The sequence below is a fragment of the Shouchella shacheensis genome, from assembly GCF_001484965.1.
Classification (GTDB): Bacteria; Bacillota; Bacilli; order Bacillales; family Bacillaceae_D; genus Shouchella; species Shouchella shacheensis.
In genome coordinates this window covers 237,536-254,823 of record NZ_LLYY01000003.1, presented here as the reverse complement: position 1 = coordinate 254,823, position 17,288 = coordinate 237,536, and the positions used below count along the sequence as shown (strand labels likewise).

The window sequence follows — 17,288 nt, the reverse complement described above, 5'->3', positions numbered from 1 at the left end:
TTATGTATGAAACCACTGATTGCCTTCCTGCGTTTCCAATAAGATATCCTCTTCTAGCGCCTCGATCTCACTTGAGGCAGCCAACACCTCATATCGCTGACAGCCGTAATGCCTCGCCATTCCTTCTTCATCCGTTTCAAGTCCTAATTGTTCACTCGCAACGAGGTGAAAAGCCCCGGCCCAGGCCGCTGCGATAGGGGGTTCGGGCAAGAAAGGGTATATAGCCAATATGTATGTATGGTGAAGCTGCTTTGCCATTTCAAGGAGCACAGGGTTCTTATGCTCAAGACTGTCCTCCAGCGTTTCGCGAACATCGCTGTCGATCTGCCGTTCGCCTGGACTCTCTAGACGTGCAGGCTGAACCTTCATGACTCTGCTATTCTTCGCTATTTCTAACTCCTCTAAATCATCCCACGTACCTAGAAGCTGGAGCGCAAACGTCCTCATAAGCACATGAGCCGTTTCATCACTGGCCAGTTCTCGTACATCCTTCGTCAGCTCCGTTAGTCCTAACTCACGAATGGTTTGCAGCGCCTGCCACTTCGCTGCTTCATTAACCGAATGTAGACCCGCTTTAAGCTCATGAGCCGTTTCTTCTTTATTTTCCTCATCTAAATACATAGGGTTGTATCCGGCCGTATCACTCATCTGCCTACTAAAATGAAGCAATTCATAGAGTGATTCCGCATGGTCTGACGGCAAGCGATCCTCACTCAGCACCGCTTCGAGCATTGTGACCACCTCCGAATAGCGGGAAAGCTGAACAAGAAGGGAAACATGCACTTGCAACGTCTCATAATAGTCGCCGATTCCTTCCTTTAAAAGCAGACTCGTACGTTCTACCGCTTCTTCCTGCTGGCCTAGTTCGATTAAACTTAATACCACGCCAAACCTTGCCTGTGCATGACTGGCATCGTACGCCTCTGCTTGCGCAAACAGTTCTAACGCCTTTTCGGCTTCTTTCTTTTTTAGCTCCTCCATCCCTTTCTCAACCAACCGCTTGATGACTCCTGGGTAAAGGACCACATTATCCTGTTTCTTTTCGTTCTCATCCCTCATCATCATCGCTCACTTTCCATACTCACTTCCGTTTAATGTATCACGGGACATGGCTTCTATACAAATGACCCCCAGTCCTAATGTATATGCTTACAAGCGTACCCTATTTCTACAAAATGAAACCTAGACAACCATCTTCCCAAGCCATAGCTCGGGAAGATGGTTGTCAGTCAAACCGTATGCTCTTTTTCAAAGCTTGAGATGCGTGATTCATAGTTCAGCGTAAGACTGATTTCATCCCAACCATTAAGAAGCATTTCTTTCCAGTAAGTGTCAACCTCAAACGAAGAGCTAAAAGCCCCTCCCTCCATGGTCTGATCCTCCAAATCAACGTTAAGAATGAAACGCTTTCCAGCCGCCTGATTCATTAACGCCTGTACATCCACCTCTGGCAAACGAATCGGCAGTATGCCATTCTTAAAACAATTGCTATAGAAGATATCCGCAAAGCTCGGGGCAATAATCACCCGAAACCCATAATCTTGCAAAGCCCAAGGTGCGTGTTCACGAGAGGAGCCGCAGCCGAAATTGTGGGCGGCGACAAGAATCGAGGCTCCTTTTGCTTCGGGCTGGTTCAGTTCAAAAGCAGGGTTCTCAACGCCATCCTCGAGAAACCGCCAATCGTAAAACAAAAATTGCCCAAAACCCGTGCGTTCGACTCGTTTTAAAAACTGCTTTGGAATAATTTGATCCGTGTCTACGTTGACTCGGTCCATCACGGCAACGTTTCCTCCATGCTTGCGAAGGGCCTCCATTACTGTCCACCTGCCTTTATCTCTCGATTTTCAAACGTTCGCACATCCACAAAATGTCCAGCAATGGCTGCTGCTGCCGCCATTGGTGGGCTGACTAGATGCGTCCTGGCACCCTTACCTTGCCTGCCTTCAAAATTTCGGTTTGAAGTAGAGGCACAGCGCTCGCCTTCTGGGACAACATCAGGATTCATGCTCAGACACATGCTACACCCAGACTCACGCCATTCAAACCCGGCCTCTCGAAAAATTTGATCAAGACCCTCTTTCTCTGCAAGCTTTTTCACTCGCTGGGACCCAGGGACGATAAGTGCACGTACGCCAGTAGCTACGCTCTGCCCATTGACAATTTTTGCGGCAGCACGAAGGTCACTGATTCTTGAGTTGGTACACGAGCCAATAAACACATGCTGGATGGGAACGTCATGCATCGGTGTCCCTGGCTTCAAGTCCATATACTCAAGCGCCTGTTCGATCGCTCGTTTGTCTGTTTCATTCCTCGCTCTTTCTGGGTTGGGCACCGATTGAGAAACGCCAACGCCCTGAGAAGGATTCGTCCCCCATGTCACCATAGGCTGTATTTCCGAAGCGTCAATGGTAATGGTGCGGTCGTACACGGCGCCCTCATCCGTCGCGAAGGCAGCCCATTTTTTCGTGGCTTCTTCGTAGGCCTCCCCTTGAGGAACATTCTCTCGGCCCTGAAGATAGTCAAAGGTTACCTGGTCTGGGCTGATTAACCCAGCTTTCGCCCCAGCCTCAATCGACATATTGCAAATCGTCATCCGCTCTTCCATCGTCATCCCACGGATGGCTTGCCCTGTATATTCGATGATCGAGCCAGTACCAACATCTACGCCAAATTTGGCAATGATTGCTAAAATGACGTCCTTTGCTGTGATGCCAGGTCCAAGCTCTCCTGTTACCCGTACCTCAAGTGTCTTTGGCTTCGACTGCCAGATTGTCTGCGTTGCCAGCACATGTTCGACTTCGCTCGTACCGATGCCAAAAGCAATTGCTCCAAAAGCACCATGTGTGGACGTGTGACTGTCTCCGCAGACAATCGTTTTGCCGGGCTGCGTCAGGCCAAGCTCTGGACCAATAATATGAACAATCCCATTTTCTGGATTTTCTAGGTCAACAATATCAATGCCGAATTCTTTACAGTTGGTCGCAAGCGTCTCCATTTGTGTCTTCGCAATCACATCACGGATGTTATAGCGATTCACCGTAGGAACGTTGTGATCCATTGTCGCAAACGTAAGCTCAGGGCGACGCACTTGTCTCTCTGCAAGTCGCAGTCCTTCGAATGCCTGTGGTGACGTTACTTCATGCACCATGTGAAGATCAACATAGAGCAAGCTTGGCTTCCCTTTTTCTTCAATCACTTCGTGAGCGTTCCAAATCTTTTCGATAATCGTCCTCGCTGCCATTGCCTTTCCCCTCCTCGCTATTCTAGACGGCTGTGCTTGCTTTCAGCGCTTTTAGGACCGCATTTGTCATCGCCGAAGTTGAAAACACCTGCTCACCACCCTCAGCAATATCTGACGTGCGAGCGCCTGTAGCTAGTGCTTCAGCTATTGCTTGGTCAACGACTTGCGCTTCTTCTTCCCATTCAAAGCCGTACTTTAAAAGCATGGCCACCGAAGCGATCGCTGCGAGCGGATTTGCCTGACCGAGTCCAGCAATGTCAGGAGCGGAGCCGTGAATCGGTTCAAATAAACCTGGTCCCTTGCCGCTAAGACTTGCGGAAGGAAGAAGTCCTAGCGACCCTGAAATCATAGAGGCTTCATCACTTAAAATGTCCCCAAATAAATTCTCAGTCACAATGACATCAAAGCTCCTTGGACTGCGGACGAGTTGCATCGCAGCATTGTCGACAAGCATGTGTTCAAGCTCCACTTCCGGGAAGTCTTTGCTTACTTCCTCTGCCACTTCACGCCACATTCGACTGGATTCTAGGACATTGGCTTTATCGACAGATGTCACTTTCTTGCTGCGCAAAAGGGCTGATTCAAAGCCAATACGGATAATTCGTTCCATTTCTGATCTCTTATAGACGAGCGTATCCACAACACCCTCTTCGCCATTTATCTCTCGTCGTTCGCTTGGCGTGCCAAAATAAATCCCCCCGGTCAACTCACGGACAATTAAAACGTCGACATTTCTAATCACCTCTTCTTTTAACGTTGAGGCGGAAACTAACGCATCATAGACGTTAACAGGTCTTAGATTGGCAAACAGGTTTAGCTCTTTACGAAGCCCCAGAATTCCTTGTTCAGGACGAAGTTCCTTTGGCACCGAATCCCATTTTGGTCCGCCGACTGCGCCAAAAAGAATCGCGTCGCTGTCTTTACACGCTTTTAGCGTCTCCTCAGGAAGCGGGGTGCCATACACATCATACCCCGCCCCCCCTACTGCAGCCGGTGTGAAGCTGAAGCTGTGGCCGAAGCGTTCCCCGATGGCTTCAAGTACACGTACAGCTTCCTTCATAATATCCGGTCCAATTCCATCTCCAGCAAGTAAGGCAATCTGCTTTTTCATGGGTCCCTCCTAGATGTTGACTTCTTTTTTTATCGGCTGCTGCGCCTGAAGATAGCGGGATCGGCTGTAATAGCGATTCACCGCATTGAGGTAGGCCTTCGCGGAGGCCTCTAGGACATCCGGAGCTGTTCCCCTGCCAGCCTGTTCACTTCCTTCAATCTCTACTTTTACAAACACTTCGGCCAGTGCATCGCGCCCACCGCTAACGGACTGAATCCGGTAATCCTTCAAGGCACAGCTCCCCTCAACGATGCGCTCCACCGTGTTATAAATCGCCTCAACACTCCCAGATCCGGTAGCAGCCTCTTGCAACTGCTCTCCAGTCGGAAGGTTGATCGTAATCGTTGCTGTCGGGATGTTCATCGTTCCGTAATTAACCTGTAGTCCTGTAAGTTCGTAGCTCGCCACTTCGTCAGCCTCAAACGTAGCATCGGCCATAAGCGCAAATAAATCATCTTCGGTTACTTCTTTTTTCTTATCCGCCAAGTCTTTGAAGGCGGTGAAAACGGATTGAAGCTGTTCCTGGCTTCCGGTAAACCCTAGCTCCGCAAGCTTTGTTTTAAACGCATGCCTCCCCGAGTGTTTGCCGAGTGGGGAGGAGGACGTGGCCCCTACAAGCTCCGGTGTAATAATTTCGTACGTTTCCTTGTTCTTGAGCATCCCGTCTTGATGAATGCCAGATTCATGAGCAAATGCATTCGCTCCTACAACGGCTTTATTTCCTGGAACACTCATATTCGTCAACCGACTGACGAGAGAGCTGGTGCGTTTTAACTCGTTTAGTTTAAGGCCCGTCTTTGCCTTGTAATAATCCGAGCGAATCTCTAGAGCAACAGCAATCTCTTCAAGCGAAGCGTTCCCGGCGCGCTCTCCGATGCCATTAACCGTACATTCCACTTGGCCTGCACCTGCCTCGATCGCTGCAAGTGAGTTGGCGACTCCCATCCCAAGGTCATCGTGATTGTGCGTAGACAAGATCGCTTGATCAATGTTCGGAACATTGTTTCGAACATATTTGAATAATCGAGTAATTTCTTCTGGAGTCGTAAAGCCAACCGTGTCCGGCAAATTAATGACGGAAGCTCCTGCATCAATCGTCGCTTCAATGATGCGGGCAAGGAAGGCCCAGTCGGAGCGGTTCGCATCCTCAGCGGAAAACTGCACATGGGTGAATTTCTTTGCCGCCAGTTTGACGGCCTCCACCGCACTCTCTACGACTTGATCAGGACTCAGCTTTAACTTGTAGTCCATATGAACAGGAGAGGTGGCTAGAAACACATGGATTCTCGGTTCAACACTTCCTTTTAATGCCTTCCAGGCCGTCTCGATATCCTTTGCCGTGCAGCGAGCAAGCCCTGTCACCGAACTTTCTTGGACCGCGTCAGCAATGGCTTTGACGGACTCGAAATCACCAGGGGAGGAGGCTGGAAACCCAGCCTCAATAATATCCACCCCAAGACGCTCAAGCTGTTTGGCGATTTCAAGCTTTTCTTCGAAGTTCAAGTTGACACCAGGGGTTTGTTCTCCGTCGCGCAACGTCGTATCAAAGACATTAATTTTTCGCACTGCCGACCACTCCCTTGGCTTTTGCTTTTACAAATGGCATCATTTCGCGAAGCTCACGGCCGACAACCTCGAGCTGTTGATGCTTCTCAGACTCATTGATCGCGTTGTACTCCGGACGATTGAGTTTGTTTTCCAAAATCCATCCTTTAGCAAATTTCCCGGTCTGGATATCCGAAAGAATGTTTTGCATTTCCTTCTTCGTTTCCTCTGTCACAATACGTGGACCCGCCTGAAAGTCTCCCCACTGCGCCGTATCAGAAATCGAATAGCGCATGTACTCAAGTCCACCTTCGTACATCAAATCCACAATCAATTTGAGCTCATGCAGACATTCAAAGTAGGCAATCTCTGGCTGATAACCTGCTTCCACAAGCGTTTCAAATCCTGCTTTTACAAGAGCCGATGTGCCTCCGCAAAGAACAGCTTGCTCTCCGAACAGGTCCGTTTCCGTTTCTTCTTTAAAGGTTGTTTCAAGTACCCCTGCACGGGCGGCGCCTATTTGCTTCGCGTAGGCAAGAGCTATATCCTTTGCCTGACCCGTGGCATCTTGATAAACAGCGATCAGTGCTGGCACACCGGCTCCTTCTGTAAACGTACGGCGCACAAGATGTCCAGGACCTTTTGGTGCAGCAAGAAAAACGTCAACGTTATCTGGAGGGACGATTTGGTTAAAGTGGATGTTAAACCCGTGAGCAAACACGAGCGCATTTCCTGCAGCAAGTTCTGGCTCGATTTCATTTTTATAAACGTCCGGCTGATGCTCATCTGGGAGTAACAGCATGATTACATCCGCCTGTGCGGACGCCTCTTTCACACTGTAAACGTTAAAACCGTCTTGCTGTGCTTTCTCAAATGACTTTCCTTGCCGAAGTCCGACCACCACTTGTACGCCGGATTCACGAAGATTTTGAGCGTGTGCGTGCCCCTGTGATCCATACCCGATCACCGCTACCGTTTTTCCTTGAAGAACACCTTCATTTACATCGCCATTATAATATACTTTTGCCATTGTCAATCTCTCCTTTTTTGTATGAATTCTGTTGTATGGACTCGCTTAGTTAATAAGCGTAAGTCTTGAATTTGGTTCTTGCGCCTGTTTTGTGCTTCGATTAAACGCTGTAACCCCCGTCCTCGCAAGTTCCTTAATGCCGTACGGACGAAGCAAATCAATCAATGCTTCCACTTTTTGTGTGTCTCCTGTTACTTGCAGCGTCATCGAATCACGCCCGATGTCAATCGTTGTCGCACGAAACGTATTCACAAGAGCTGCAACCTCGCCCCGCTGCTGAGGACTAACGATGATTTTAATTAGCGCCAATTCCCTGGCAATAATCGATTCATCGGTAACGTCTTTAACCTTTAATACATCCACCTGTTTGTGCAGTTGTTTGATGACTTGCTCGACATTATCCATCGAATCGGCGACGACCACAAACGTCATTCTTGACACTCGCGGATTCTCCGTAATCCCAACGGTGATGCTGTCGATGTTGTATTGGCGCCTAGCAAACAACCCTGTAATTCGATTCAAGACGCCCGAGCTGTTGTTTACATGTGCGGTGATAATGCGTTTCATGGCGTCACTCCTTCCATACAGTGATGACCCTCGCCTGGGCAAATCATCGGATAGACGTTCTCTTCTTTGGCTACGCCTACTTCAAGGAGAACCGGGCCGTCATGACGAAGCATTTCGCTAATCGCTCCATCGAGCTCTGAAAGGGAGGCAGTTTTCATTCCTTTAATGCTGTAGGCTTCTGCTAGTTTCATAAAATCCGGCTGAATGGGAAAGAGCGAATGGGAATAGCGCTCTTCATGAAACAGCTGCTGCCACTGGCGGACCATGCCGAGGGAGGCATTGTTGACGATCACAATCTTCACCGGCAAATCAAGCTCCTGCAAAATGGACATCTCCTGAAGCGTCATTTGAAAGCCTGCGTCCCCAATCACAGCAACAACCGGTGTTTTCGGCTCTGCAATTTGTGCGCCAATCGCTGCCGGGAAACCAAAGCCCATCGTTCCCAGCCCTCCGGAGGTTACCCAGCGGTTGGGCCTATTGAACTTGTAAAACTGAGCGGCCCACATCTGGTGCTGGCCGACATCGGTCGTTACAATCGCTTCCCCTTTCGTGTGCTCATAGATTTTCTCGATTAATTCTTGCGGCTTGATCACTTCTCCCTCGCGTTTGTACCAAAGTGGAAAGTCTTTCTTCCAGCGCTGAAGCTGGACGTGCCACGCCTCGTGGTCGCCTTCCACCTTGCCTTCCTCCATCAGCATCTCAAGCGCACGCTTGGCATCGCCGACAACTGGAATGTCAGCATGAATGTTCTTGCCGATTTCTGCTGGATCGACATCGATATGAGCAATTTTCGCATATGGAGCAAAGTGCTCAAGCGCTCCAGTCAGACGGTCATCAAAGCGAGAGCCGATGTTAATGAGTAGATCAGCTTCGTGGAGGGCCATGTTTGCTACATACGTTCCGTGCATCCCCGCCATTCCGAGGTGAAGCGTTTCTTCTCCCGGATAAGCGCCAAGCCCTAGCAATGTGTTGATAAGAGGGAGCTGCTGCTTGTTGACGAATGCTGTCAGCTCCTCACCACCGCCCGCATGGAGCACGCCAGCCCCTGCAAGCAGGACCGGTTTTTTCGCCGAGCGAATCGCATCTATTACTTTGCGAATCTGCAAGCGGTTTGGCGTATACGTGGGTTGATAGCCGGGCAAATTCACTGGTTTGTCATAGCTAAATTCACAAGAATCAAGCGAGACATCCTTCGGCAAATCAATCAAGACTGGGCCAGGACGCCCTGTTGTTGCAATATGAAACGCTTCTTTAACGGTGCGAGCCAGTTCACTAACGGAACGTACCTGGAAATTATGCTTTGTGATTGGCATTGTGATTCCGAGCATATCTGCCTCCTGGAAAGCATCAGAGCCAATCACATTCGTTCCAACCTGCCCGCTGATGACAACAAGGGGCAAAGAATCAATCATGGCATCGGCAATGCCTGTCACTACATTTGTTGCTCCTGGCCCTGAGGTAACGACACAAACGCCTGGTTTCTGAGTCACCCGCGCATAGCCTTCTGCTGCGTGAATGGCTCCTTGCTCATGCCTTGCCAGAATGTGGCGAATGCCCATTTGATAAATGGCGTCATATGTCGGAAGGATGGCACCACCGGGATAACCAAAAATCACGTCTACCTCTTCCTTAGCCAGCGCTTTTAAGAGCACCTGCGACCCTGTATTAACGGTTTCAAGCTCCTCTTCAAATGCTGGACCTACTTCCTGTTCTAGCTCCGGACTGCTCATCTCGATCCCCCCTAAGTTTAGTAGCCTCTTCTAGTTGATATGTTTTTTAAATAAAAAACCTTCCCACCCACATGCCACGGTCGCGGCAAGGGGCGAGAAGGTTATTCACGCGGTACCACCCTTGTTTGCTAGCAGACGCTAGCCTCATGGATAGATGAAGCTATCCGTTTTCGTAACGAATGCATGGTTTGCATCCGGCGCCCCTACAGAAGGATCTCTTTCAGGTACGCACTCGGAGGTGAGTTTCATCGCTTGCCTCTCACCGCTTCTCAGCAACGCGGCTCTCTGTTGGTCAGCAGTAGCGACTACTTTCCTCTTCAACGTGTTTGCTTTTAAATTTTCATTACTCCACCTGTATTGGCAGAGGTCACTAGCTTTGAATAACGTGCCAAGTACCCTTTTTTCACTTTCGGTTCCGGCTCCACCCAGCTTTCACGACGCTTTGCCTGTTCTTCCTCGCTTACGAGCCACTCAATCGTACGGTTTGGCAAATCAATTTTGATGCGGTCGCCATTTTCAACGAAAGCGATCGGACCGCCCTCTGCGGCTTCTGGGGAAATGTGACCAATAGAAATTCCCCGTGATGCACCTGAGAACCTACCATCCGTGATCAACGCCACTTTTGTCCCAAGTCCCCGCCCTTGAATCGCTGACGTTGGGGCGAGCATCTCCGGCATCCCCGGGCCTCCCTTAGGCCCCTCATAGCGTATGACGACGACTTGGTTTTCCTTGACGGCGCCTTTGTTAATCTGTTCTTGTGCCTCTTCCTGAGAGCCAAAGACAACGGCATCTCCTTCAAACGTTTGAATGGAAGGGTCCACAGCACCAACTTTAATCACAGCTCCGTCCGGTGCTAGATTTCCGTAAAGAATGGAAAGACCACCAACAGGACTATAGGCCGTTTCTTTATCACGAATGACCTCTTTGTTGGTCACCTCAGCGTCTTCCACGTTTTCGTAGAGCGACTTGCCTGTAATGGTGATGCGATCCTTGCTCACCGCGCCCATTTCACAAAGCTGCTTCATGATGGCGCTAACCCCACCTGCCTTATGAACATCATCCATGGAGTAATCAGAGGCCGGGCTGATTTTGCAAAGATACGGCACGCGCTCTGCCACCTCGTTAATGCGGCGCAAGTCATAATCAATTTCGGCCTCATTGGCAATCGCGAGCGTGTGCAGAACCGTGTTCGTCGAACCGCCCATGGCCATATCAAGAGCAAAGGCGTCATCAATCGTTTCTTCCGTGACAATGTCACGAGGTCGGATGTCCTTCTCTATTAAGTTCATTAAATGCTTCGCCGCGTCTTTGATCAGTCGATGTCGTTCTTTTGACGTAGCGACGAGCGTCCCGTTTCCAGGAAGCGCTAAACCAAGCATTTCCATAAGTGAATTCATTGAATTCGCTGTAAACATCCCTGAACAAGAACCACAAGTCGGACAAGCCTGCTGCTCAATCTCAAGAAGCTCTTCCCTTGTCATTTTTCCTGACGAAACTGCCCCCACGCCTTCAAAGACTGAAACAAGCGATAGGCTTTCCCCATCTTTGCTCCGCCCGGCCTCCATCGGCCCTCCTGATACAAAGACCGCTGGGACGTTCGTTCGCACCGATGCCATCAGCATGCCCGGTGTGATTTTATCGCAGTTTGGAATGTAGAATACACCGTCAAACCAGTGAGCGTTTATAACGGTTTCTGCCGCGTCACAAATAATTTCGCGACTGGGCAAAGAGTAACGCATGCCAATATGCCCCATCGCAATTCCATCGTCAACCCCAATGGTGTTGAACTCAAATGGAATTCCGCCCGCTTCAATAATAGCCTCTTTGGCTACTTCTGCAAATTTGTTCAAATGCATATGACCTGGAATGATGTCAATATAAGAGTTACAGACACCGATGAACGGTTTATCCATATCTTCTTCAGCCACTCCAGCCGCTCGAAGTAAACTACGATGTGGGGCTCGGTCAATGCCTTTTTTAATCATGTCACTACGCAACGCTATCCGCTCCCCAATGTCTCTCTTTTCTCTATTCTGTTCCCGGCAAAAGCAGAAAAAAGTTCTCCCCTCAACGGACAGTTGTTTTTGTAAAACTATTGTATCAACTTACTATACGCCTGATTTTTAAAGCGGTCAACCATTTTTTAAACCAATTAAGCCATTTATCAAAAAAATACTACTCTGTATGCGCTTCCACATCTGTCGCAATCCTTTTCTCAAAGATCGTGTATTTTCTTTGAAAATCATTCATACTTTTTTGGCAGGGCGGGCATAGTAACTACAGGTGATGCATATGAAGAAACGACTCAGCAATTGGCTAACGCTTCTTAAAACCAACCGACGATGGTTTTCCTTTTTTTCTCGTAATCGTCGACCATTTCTTGTGCTCGTAACCGACCAGTGGGAAAATTGTCAGAACGAAATCGACCGGACCATTTGCAGGAAGCTCAGAGAACGAAACTATTATACAACGCCCGACTTCTTCGTAGGGGCGGTTTCTGTAAACGTCGCCCTCGTGCCGTACAGACTGGCACTCGTGAACCGTACAAATGTTGACGAGCGCAAACTGACAAAGTACCTTTCTCGTAAAGGATGGAACGTCCTCTTTTACAATGCAACTGAGGTAGAGAGCCATCAAGAGAAGCTACTGTCACACATTGAATCGATAACTGAGCCAACAAAAAACGCCTCTTTGCTGTAGATTCAAAGCAAAGAGGCGTTTTCTTATGTACGATCGAGACATCCCAGGAGAGATTCGAACTCCCGACCCACGGCTTAGAAGGCCGTTGCTCTATCCAGCTGAGCTACTGGGACTTAAATTGATTGGAGCGGGTGATGGGAATCGAACCCACATCATCAGCTTGGAAGGCTGAGGTTTTACCACTAAACTACACCCGCATAAGGCTGATGACTCGGTGGCGACGATTATTACTATACCTAAAAAAAAAGCAAGTGTCAACTTCTTTTTATCAAAAAAAGACTGGGACGCTTTTTATGAAACGCCCCAATCAAGACAGTGAAACCACTCCCGATAAATCGCTGACGAACTCTCCCGCCGTTGTATAAAAGGCAACGTTTAGCTCTTCCTTATTTAACTCACAGACACAGTACGTCCCTTCTCTTCGCCCGTTAGGCAAACGAACGCTCCCTGGATTGAGCAAAACAACTCCATGCTCCTTTACTGCCGTAGCGACATGCGTATGTCCGAAAATAGCAATCTTTGCACCAAGCTCCTCGGCTCTATAAAGAAGCGATTGTAAGGTCATTTTCACGTCATAGTGATGCCCATGCGTAATCAAAAGTTTTTTCCCATACCATATCGGAGTCAGCTCTGCTTCAAAATCCTCTCCGAGGTCGCAGTTTCCCTGCACTACGAGCGCATCAGCTAGTGGGGGAGCATCGGCCTTTAGCTCCGAATCTCCGACATGAATCACTTGCTCTACTTCTTCCCGATGCCTGGCGATAATTTCTTCAACTTCATCGAACCATCCATGACTATCGCTCAAGACAAGAAACCTCACTACTCCCACTCCCCTTTTGGCAGCTTTCGTTTAAAGGATGCCAGCGCTTGGCCACGGTGACTAATCGTATTCTTCTCTTCCTGAGAAAGCTCTGCCATTGTTTTGTTTAGATCCGGAACGTAGAAAATAGGGTCATACCCAAACCCGTTCCTTCCAGTCTTTGATGTGGCAATCAACCCTTGACAGCTTCCTTCTGCAAATAGGGTTTCTTTCCCTGGCCGGGAGAAGGCGATCACGCAGAAAAAGCGGGCACTTCGCTCTTGCATCGGCACTCCCTCTAGTTCAGAAAGCACTTTCTCGATGTTGGCTTCATCGCTTTTTTCCTCACCTGCGTACCGGGCAGAATACACCCCAGGCGCCCCATCCAAGGCGTCAATTACGAGCCCAGAGTCATCGGCAATGACTGGTTTGTGCAAGTAACGAGCAAGCGACTCGGCTTTTTTGGCAGCATTTGCATGAAACGTCGTGCCATCCTCGAGAATCTCAGGTAGCTCCGGAAAGTCAAAAAGAGAACGAACGCGGAGCTCCTGTTTCTTAAAAACCGCTTCAAATTCGGCCAATTTTCCTTTGTTTTTGGTAGCGATTAACACTTCATTCATGATTTTTTCCTCCGCTACTAGCCTCATCTATCAGCAAGGCTGCCTCTTCCACCAACGGCCGCTGCTTTGCGATAAGCTCAGCAATCCCGGCTTCAGCAAATTCAAGCATCTCACTCAACTGCGCCCGAGAGAAAACCGCTTCCTCCCCACTTCCCTGAAGTTCCACATAGTCGCCGGCTCCTGTCACAACAACATTCATATCCACTTCTGCCATATCGTCTTCTTTATAGCACAGATCGCAGACCACACCAAGATTGGGGACGATCCCAACGGAAACAGCTGCCAAAAAGTCGCGCACCGGCCACGTTCGGATAAGGTTCTCATCATACGCCTTCTTTATAGCTAAAACAAGAGCGATGTACGCACCTGTGATAGAGGCAGTACGCGTCCCGCCATCTGCCTGAATGACATCACAATCAATCCAAATGGTTCGTTCCCCCAGCTTGTCCAAGTCAATAATGGACCTGAGAGCTCTGCCAATCAGACGCTGAATTTCCATTGTCCGGCCTGACATCTTTCCTTTTGTCGCTTCCCGCATCATCCGCTGTTCAGTCGCTCTCGGAAGCATCGAATACTCAGCCGTAAGCCAGCCCTTTCCCTGTCCGCGTAAGAATGGCGGGACACGGTTTTCCAAACTCGCGTTACAAATCACTTTCGTACCGCCAAAGGCTATCAGGACTGAGCCCTCCGCATGCCTCGTAAAGTTCGGTACGATTTCAATGTTTCTTAATTGATGTGCCTCTCGATGATCATGCCGCATGTTGCATCCCCCTAAACCCGTGCAAATAGAGGCCGCAATGGACCTTCTCTATCTAACTCCACTTTTTCATTCTTTGTAGTATAGCATTTTCCAGCTATACAAATCAAAAAACATCTGAACCGAAAAACGCGGGCGCCCTGCTTACGAGCGATTGTTCTGGAAGAACGGCAGTATCAAGTCCGCCTTTTGACTTGATCTGGCCAAGACTGAAAAATCTTGACGCTTCTAGACAAAAAATCAGAGCCCGTATGAAGGCTCTGATCGCTGCGCTTCCTTATATTCTTACAACGGATGCGGATTGATTTGATCTGGACGCACGACCGATTCAACTTCCTTTCCGTTCTCTGCCATAACGTTTGCTTCCCCGTCGACTTCAATCGCTATATCAGAGACGCCTTCTTGTTCGGTTAACGTGAGCGCCAGCATGTCAAGCACACTGGAGGATACAGCGGTAGCCTCATGCTCCGTTAAGATCGACTCGTTGAAATTTAGCGTCACAGTGCCATCGTTTACCGTCGGCTCTTCAAGGAGCTCGATATTCTGGTTCATCTCCGTGACAAGTGAAGTGCCAAGGGCTGGGCCATTAATGAGCTGCTCAATGGCGGTCGCAAGATGATCTTCACTGTTTTCTACACGTCTTGTTACAGGAACGTAGTAGTTCCCTTCTCCCTCTGAGCCAAGGAAATACACCGTTACATCAGAGCTATTCGTCATGTCTGTCACTTGGTTAGATTCAAGGTTAATTCCATTCGCCCGGCTTAGGGAGTCACCGATCGGGGTCTTGGAATGTGGCATTTCTTTTAGTTCATGGCCATTGACTAAAAGTTTGATTTGTTCGACCCCGTCAAACTGCGTTAACGTCCATGTAATGGCTTGGAGCATCTCTTGTTCATGCTCTGGGTTATATTCGTTAAATTCAGGAGAAAAATCAGCAACCGCTGTTTCTTCATCCTCCATCAAATTCACGCTTACTTCTGTTCCAGCAGGTAAAACCGCCTGGAACCCACTTGGTAAAAGTTCCTGAACTGGACCATCCTGTACAAGATACTCAAGCGATTGCTGCATAACTCCATCTGACTTTGGAAGAGGAAGCGTTTGTGGAACGACCATACCGTTTGCATCAAACAAGTACAACTCTCGTTCGTTCGCCTCTGCTCCTTCTTCTGCTGGCTCCTGGTCTTCGTCCGCTTCTTCGCTCTCCTCTTCGCCTTCCTCGGCTCCTTCTTCATTTCCTTCGTCGACCTCTCTCTCAGACTCCGTGCCTTCTTCCCCTTCGAGTCCAAGGTCCTCCCCTTCCTCAATATAATTGACAGGCGGGTCATCCAGATCCGTTACTGCGTCTTTTGCTCCAAACGAACAGCCTGTGGCGAGTGTAAGTATCACAATAAAAGGTACACTAATCCCTACTAATTTCCGCATGCTCTTCCCTCCTAAGATGGTTGTACTATCATATATACGAGCCTCAAGAGAGAATAGACCAGAGTGATACACATTTTTTTAAAAGCTGCGCTCAGCAAAGCATGCACATGCAAGATGAAGCGTTTGAGCACTTCTTACGAATACCAAAATTCTCGCTTCTAATCAACCCGCCTCCGCTTTTCCTGATCCAGCTGCGGCACCCACTCGCTCGAGGTTTCTTCACGCCGCCAGATCAAGCCAAGACCAGGCTTGATACTGCCGTCGCTCCAGAACTTGTCGCTCGTGAGCAGGGCACCTCCGCTTTTCCTGATCCAGCTGCGGCACCCACTCGCTCGAGGTTTCTTCACGCCGCCAGATCAAGCCAAGACCAGGCTTGATTCTGCCGTCGCTCCAGAACTTGTCGCTCGTGAGCAGGGCGCCTCCGCTTTTCCTGATCCAGCTGCGGCACCCACTCGCTCGAGGTTTCTTCACGCCGCCAGATCAAGCCAAGACCAGGCTTGATACTGCCGTCGCTCCAGAACTTGTCGCTCGTGAGCGGGGCGCCTCCGCTTTTCTTGCAAAAAAGCATCTGCCGCAACGGAGGGCAAATGCTTTTTCCATGATCTATGAACGTACCGGCATCGTTTCTCCTAGTACAGCAAGGCGTGCTTCTATTTGTTCTGGTGACAAATTGTGCTCTTTTACATATAAATTACGTGGGTGAACGCGGCATTCAGAAGTGCAGCCTCGCATATGCTTGTGTTCATTTTCCTCAGAAGCGAGGATTTGCTTGTTGCAATCTGGATTGGCGCAATTCATGTAACGTTCGCACGGTTCGTCGTCAAAATAATCCTTGCCCACGACCGTAGAATTCACGTGATTGATAGGCACGGTCAAGCGTTCATCAAAGACATAGCACTGCCCGTCCCACAACTCTCCCTGCACTTCCGGATCTTTGCCGTACGTAACGATCCCACCATGAAGTTGGCTTACGTCTTCGAACCCTTCCTGCTTCAACCAACCAGAGAACTTTTCACAGCGAATGCCGCCTGTGCAGTACGTGAGGATCTTTTTATTTTGAAACTGCTCCTTGTTACTGCGAATCCAGTCCGGGAGATCACGGAATGTCTCAATATCCGGCCGCACCGCTCCCCGAAAATGACCTACATCATACTCATAATCGTTCCGTGCATCAATGACGACCGTGTCTTCGCGTTGCATTGCTTCTTTCCATTCTTTCGGTGTAAGATACGTACCTGTACGTTCACGTGGGTCTACATCTTCCTCGTTCAAACGAAATGTTACAAGCTCCTCACGCGGACGCACATGCATTTTTTTAAACGCATGCTGGTCTTCTTCATCTATTTTAAATATGAGGCCTTCGAACAACGGATGTTTTTTCATTGCTTCCATGTAAGCTTCTGTATCCGCGCGAAGTCCAGATACGGTTCCATTGATGCCTTCCTTAGCCACAAGGATTCTTCCTTTAAGGTTCAATCCTTTGCAAAATGTTAAGTGATCGGCCGCAAATTCTTCCGGCTCTTCAATCGTTGTATAATGATAATACAACAGTACCTGGTATTCTCTTTCCATTTCAGTTCCCACCTATTCCTTATATTTGCAAGATACAATGTGTAGGTGTCTGGCCTAATCGTTCACATGTGTCTTCGTAATGCCTTGCGCATCGCCACGTAACGTTATACAAAAAAACGAACGCCTATCCAAGTGACAGTTTCTGTTGAGACACAAGAACCCCCCTTGAGCATCGTTACGATTGACACTCAAGG

16 protein-coding genes, 2 tRNA genes and 1 other annotated feature are annotated in these 17,288 nt (G+C 48.9%); of the genes, 1 reads left to right on the top strand and 17 read right to left on the bottom strand.

The features are described from left to right. The 9 genes from AVZ68_RS07450 to ilvD all read right to left on the bottom strand — a co-directional run bounded on the left by AVZ68_RS07450 (position 1) and on the right by ilvD (position 11,221). Positions 1 to 1,065 (bottom strand): hypothetical protein, encoded by a 1,065-nt coding sequence (locus tag AVZ68_RS07450; RefSeq protein ID WP_059103889.1) that lies wholly within the window; start codon positions 1,063 to 1,065, stop codon positions 1 to 3. 164 nt (positions 1,066 to 1,229) lie between these two features. Continuing rightward, on the bottom strand, positions 1,230 to 1,814 hold the full coding sequence (gene leuD, locus AVZ68_RS07445; RefSeq protein WP_059103888.1) for a 3-isopropylmalate dehydratase small subunit: 585 nt from the start codon (positions 1,812 to 1,814) through the stop codon (positions 1,230 to 1,232). Beyond that, a complete protein-coding gene (gene leuC, locus AVZ68_RS07440) occupies positions 1,814 to 3,241 on the bottom strand; it encodes a 3-isopropylmalate dehydratase large subunit (protein ID WP_059103887.1) in 1,428 nt (475 codons plus the stop codon). Before leuC ends, leuD begins: the two co-directional genes overlap by 1 nt. 22 nt (positions 3,242 to 3,263) lie before the next feature. Next, positions 3,264 to 4,352: a 3-isopropylmalate dehydrogenase gene (gene leuB, locus AVZ68_RS07435; protein ID WP_059103886.1), complete on the bottom strand. Its 1,089-nt coding sequence runs from the start codon at positions 4,350 to 4,352 to the stop codon at positions 3,264 to 3,266. Between the two features lie 9 nt (positions 4,353 to 4,361). Further along, the gene (locus AVZ68_RS07430) at positions 4,362 to 5,918 is read right to left on the bottom strand and encodes a 2-isopropylmalate synthase (protein WP_059103885.1); all 1,557 of its coding nucleotides are present in this window, start codon (positions 5,916 to 5,918) and stop codon (positions 4,362 to 4,364) included. After that, positions 5,905 to 6,927, bottom strand: coding sequence for a ketol-acid reductoisomerase (gene ilvC, locus AVZ68_RS07425; protein WP_059103884.1), 1,023 nt, complete (start codon positions 6,925 to 6,927; stop codon positions 5,905 to 5,907). Before ilvC ends, AVZ68_RS07430 begins: the two co-directional genes overlap by 14 nt. 45 nt (positions 6,928 to 6,972) lie before the next feature. Further along, a complete protein-coding gene (ilvN, locus tag AVZ68_RS07420; protein WP_059103883.1) occupies positions 6,973 to 7,494 on the bottom strand; it encodes an acetolactate synthase small subunit in 522 nt (173 codons plus the stop codon). Then, positions 7,491 to 9,224: a biosynthetic-type acetolactate synthase large subunit gene (ilvB, locus tag AVZ68_RS07415; protein ID WP_059103882.1), complete on the bottom strand. Its 1,734-nt coding sequence runs from the start codon at positions 9,222 to 9,224 to the stop codon at positions 7,491 to 7,493. Before ilvB ends, ilvN begins: the two co-directional genes overlap by 4 nt. 85 nt (positions 9,225 to 9,309) lie before the next feature. Beyond that, positions 9,310 to 9,554, bottom strand: a binding site (T-box leader). Positions 9,555 to 9,556: 2 nt separating this feature from the next. Further along, positions 9,557 to 11,221 (bottom strand): dihydroxy-acid dehydratase, encoded by a 1,665-nt coding sequence (gene ilvD / locus AVZ68_RS07410; RefSeq protein ID WP_059103881.1) that lies wholly within the window; start codon positions 11,219 to 11,221, stop codon positions 9,557 to 9,559. Between the two features lie 295 nt (positions 11,222 to 11,516). On the opposite strand from ilvD, the gene AVZ68_RS07405 reads away from it, so the two are divergent. Next, positions 11,517 to 11,924 (top strand): hypothetical protein, encoded by a 408-nt coding sequence (locus AVZ68_RS07405; RefSeq protein WP_059103880.1) that lies wholly within the window; start codon positions 11,517 to 11,519, stop codon positions 11,922 to 11,924. A 39-nt stretch (positions 11,925 to 11,963) separates the two neighbouring features. On the opposite strand, the gene AVZ68_RS07400 is transcribed toward AVZ68_RS07405, so the two are convergent. The 8 genes from AVZ68_RS07400 to trhO form a co-directional block, all read right to left on the bottom strand. Next, positions 11,964 to 12,037: transfer RNA gene (locus tag AVZ68_RS07400), tRNA-Arg, on the bottom strand. A 10-nt stretch (positions 12,038 to 12,047) separates the two neighbouring features. Then, a tRNA-Gly gene (locus AVZ68_RS07395) sits at positions 12,048 to 12,121 on the bottom strand. Positions 12,122 to 12,231: 110 nt separating this feature from the next. Beyond that, positions 12,232 to 12,744: a metallophosphoesterase family protein gene (locus AVZ68_RS07390; protein WP_059103879.1), complete on the bottom strand. Its 513-nt coding sequence runs from the start codon at positions 12,742 to 12,744 to the stop codon at positions 12,232 to 12,234. Further along, positions 12,744 to 13,343 carry an XTP/dITP diphosphatase gene (locus AVZ68_RS07385; protein WP_059103878.1) on the bottom strand — a complete coding sequence of 200 codons (600 nt, stop codon included), beginning with the start codon at positions 13,341 to 13,343 and terminating at the stop codon, positions 12,744 to 12,746. Before AVZ68_RS07385 ends, AVZ68_RS07390 begins: the two co-directional genes overlap by 1 nt. Then, entirely contained in the window at positions 13,336 to 14,103 is a 768-nt protein-coding gene (gene rph / locus AVZ68_RS07380; RefSeq protein WP_059103877.1) for a ribonuclease PH, read from the bottom strand. The genes AVZ68_RS07385 and rph overlap by 8 nt, the downstream gene beginning before the upstream one ends. Positions 14,104 to 14,385: 282 nt before the next feature. Continuing rightward, positions 14,386 to 15,522, bottom strand: a complete 1,137-nt coding sequence (locus AVZ68_RS07375) for a GerMN domain-containing protein (protein WP_059103876.1) — start codon at positions 15,520 to 15,522, stop codon at positions 14,386 to 14,388. A 219-nt stretch (positions 15,523 to 15,741) separates the two neighbouring features. Then, entirely contained in the window at positions 15,742 to 15,993 is a 252-nt protein-coding gene (locus tag AVZ68_RS20155) for a hypothetical protein (protein ID WP_157404600.1), read from the bottom strand. A 132-nt stretch (positions 15,994 to 16,125) separates the two neighbouring features. Next, positions 16,126 to 17,094 (bottom strand): oxygen-dependent tRNA uridine(34) hydroxylase TrhO, encoded by a 969-nt coding sequence (gene trhO / locus AVZ68_RS07365; RefSeq protein WP_059103874.1) that lies wholly within the window; start codon positions 17,092 to 17,094, stop codon positions 16,126 to 16,128. Positions 17,095 to 17,288 lie beyond the last annotated feature (194 nt).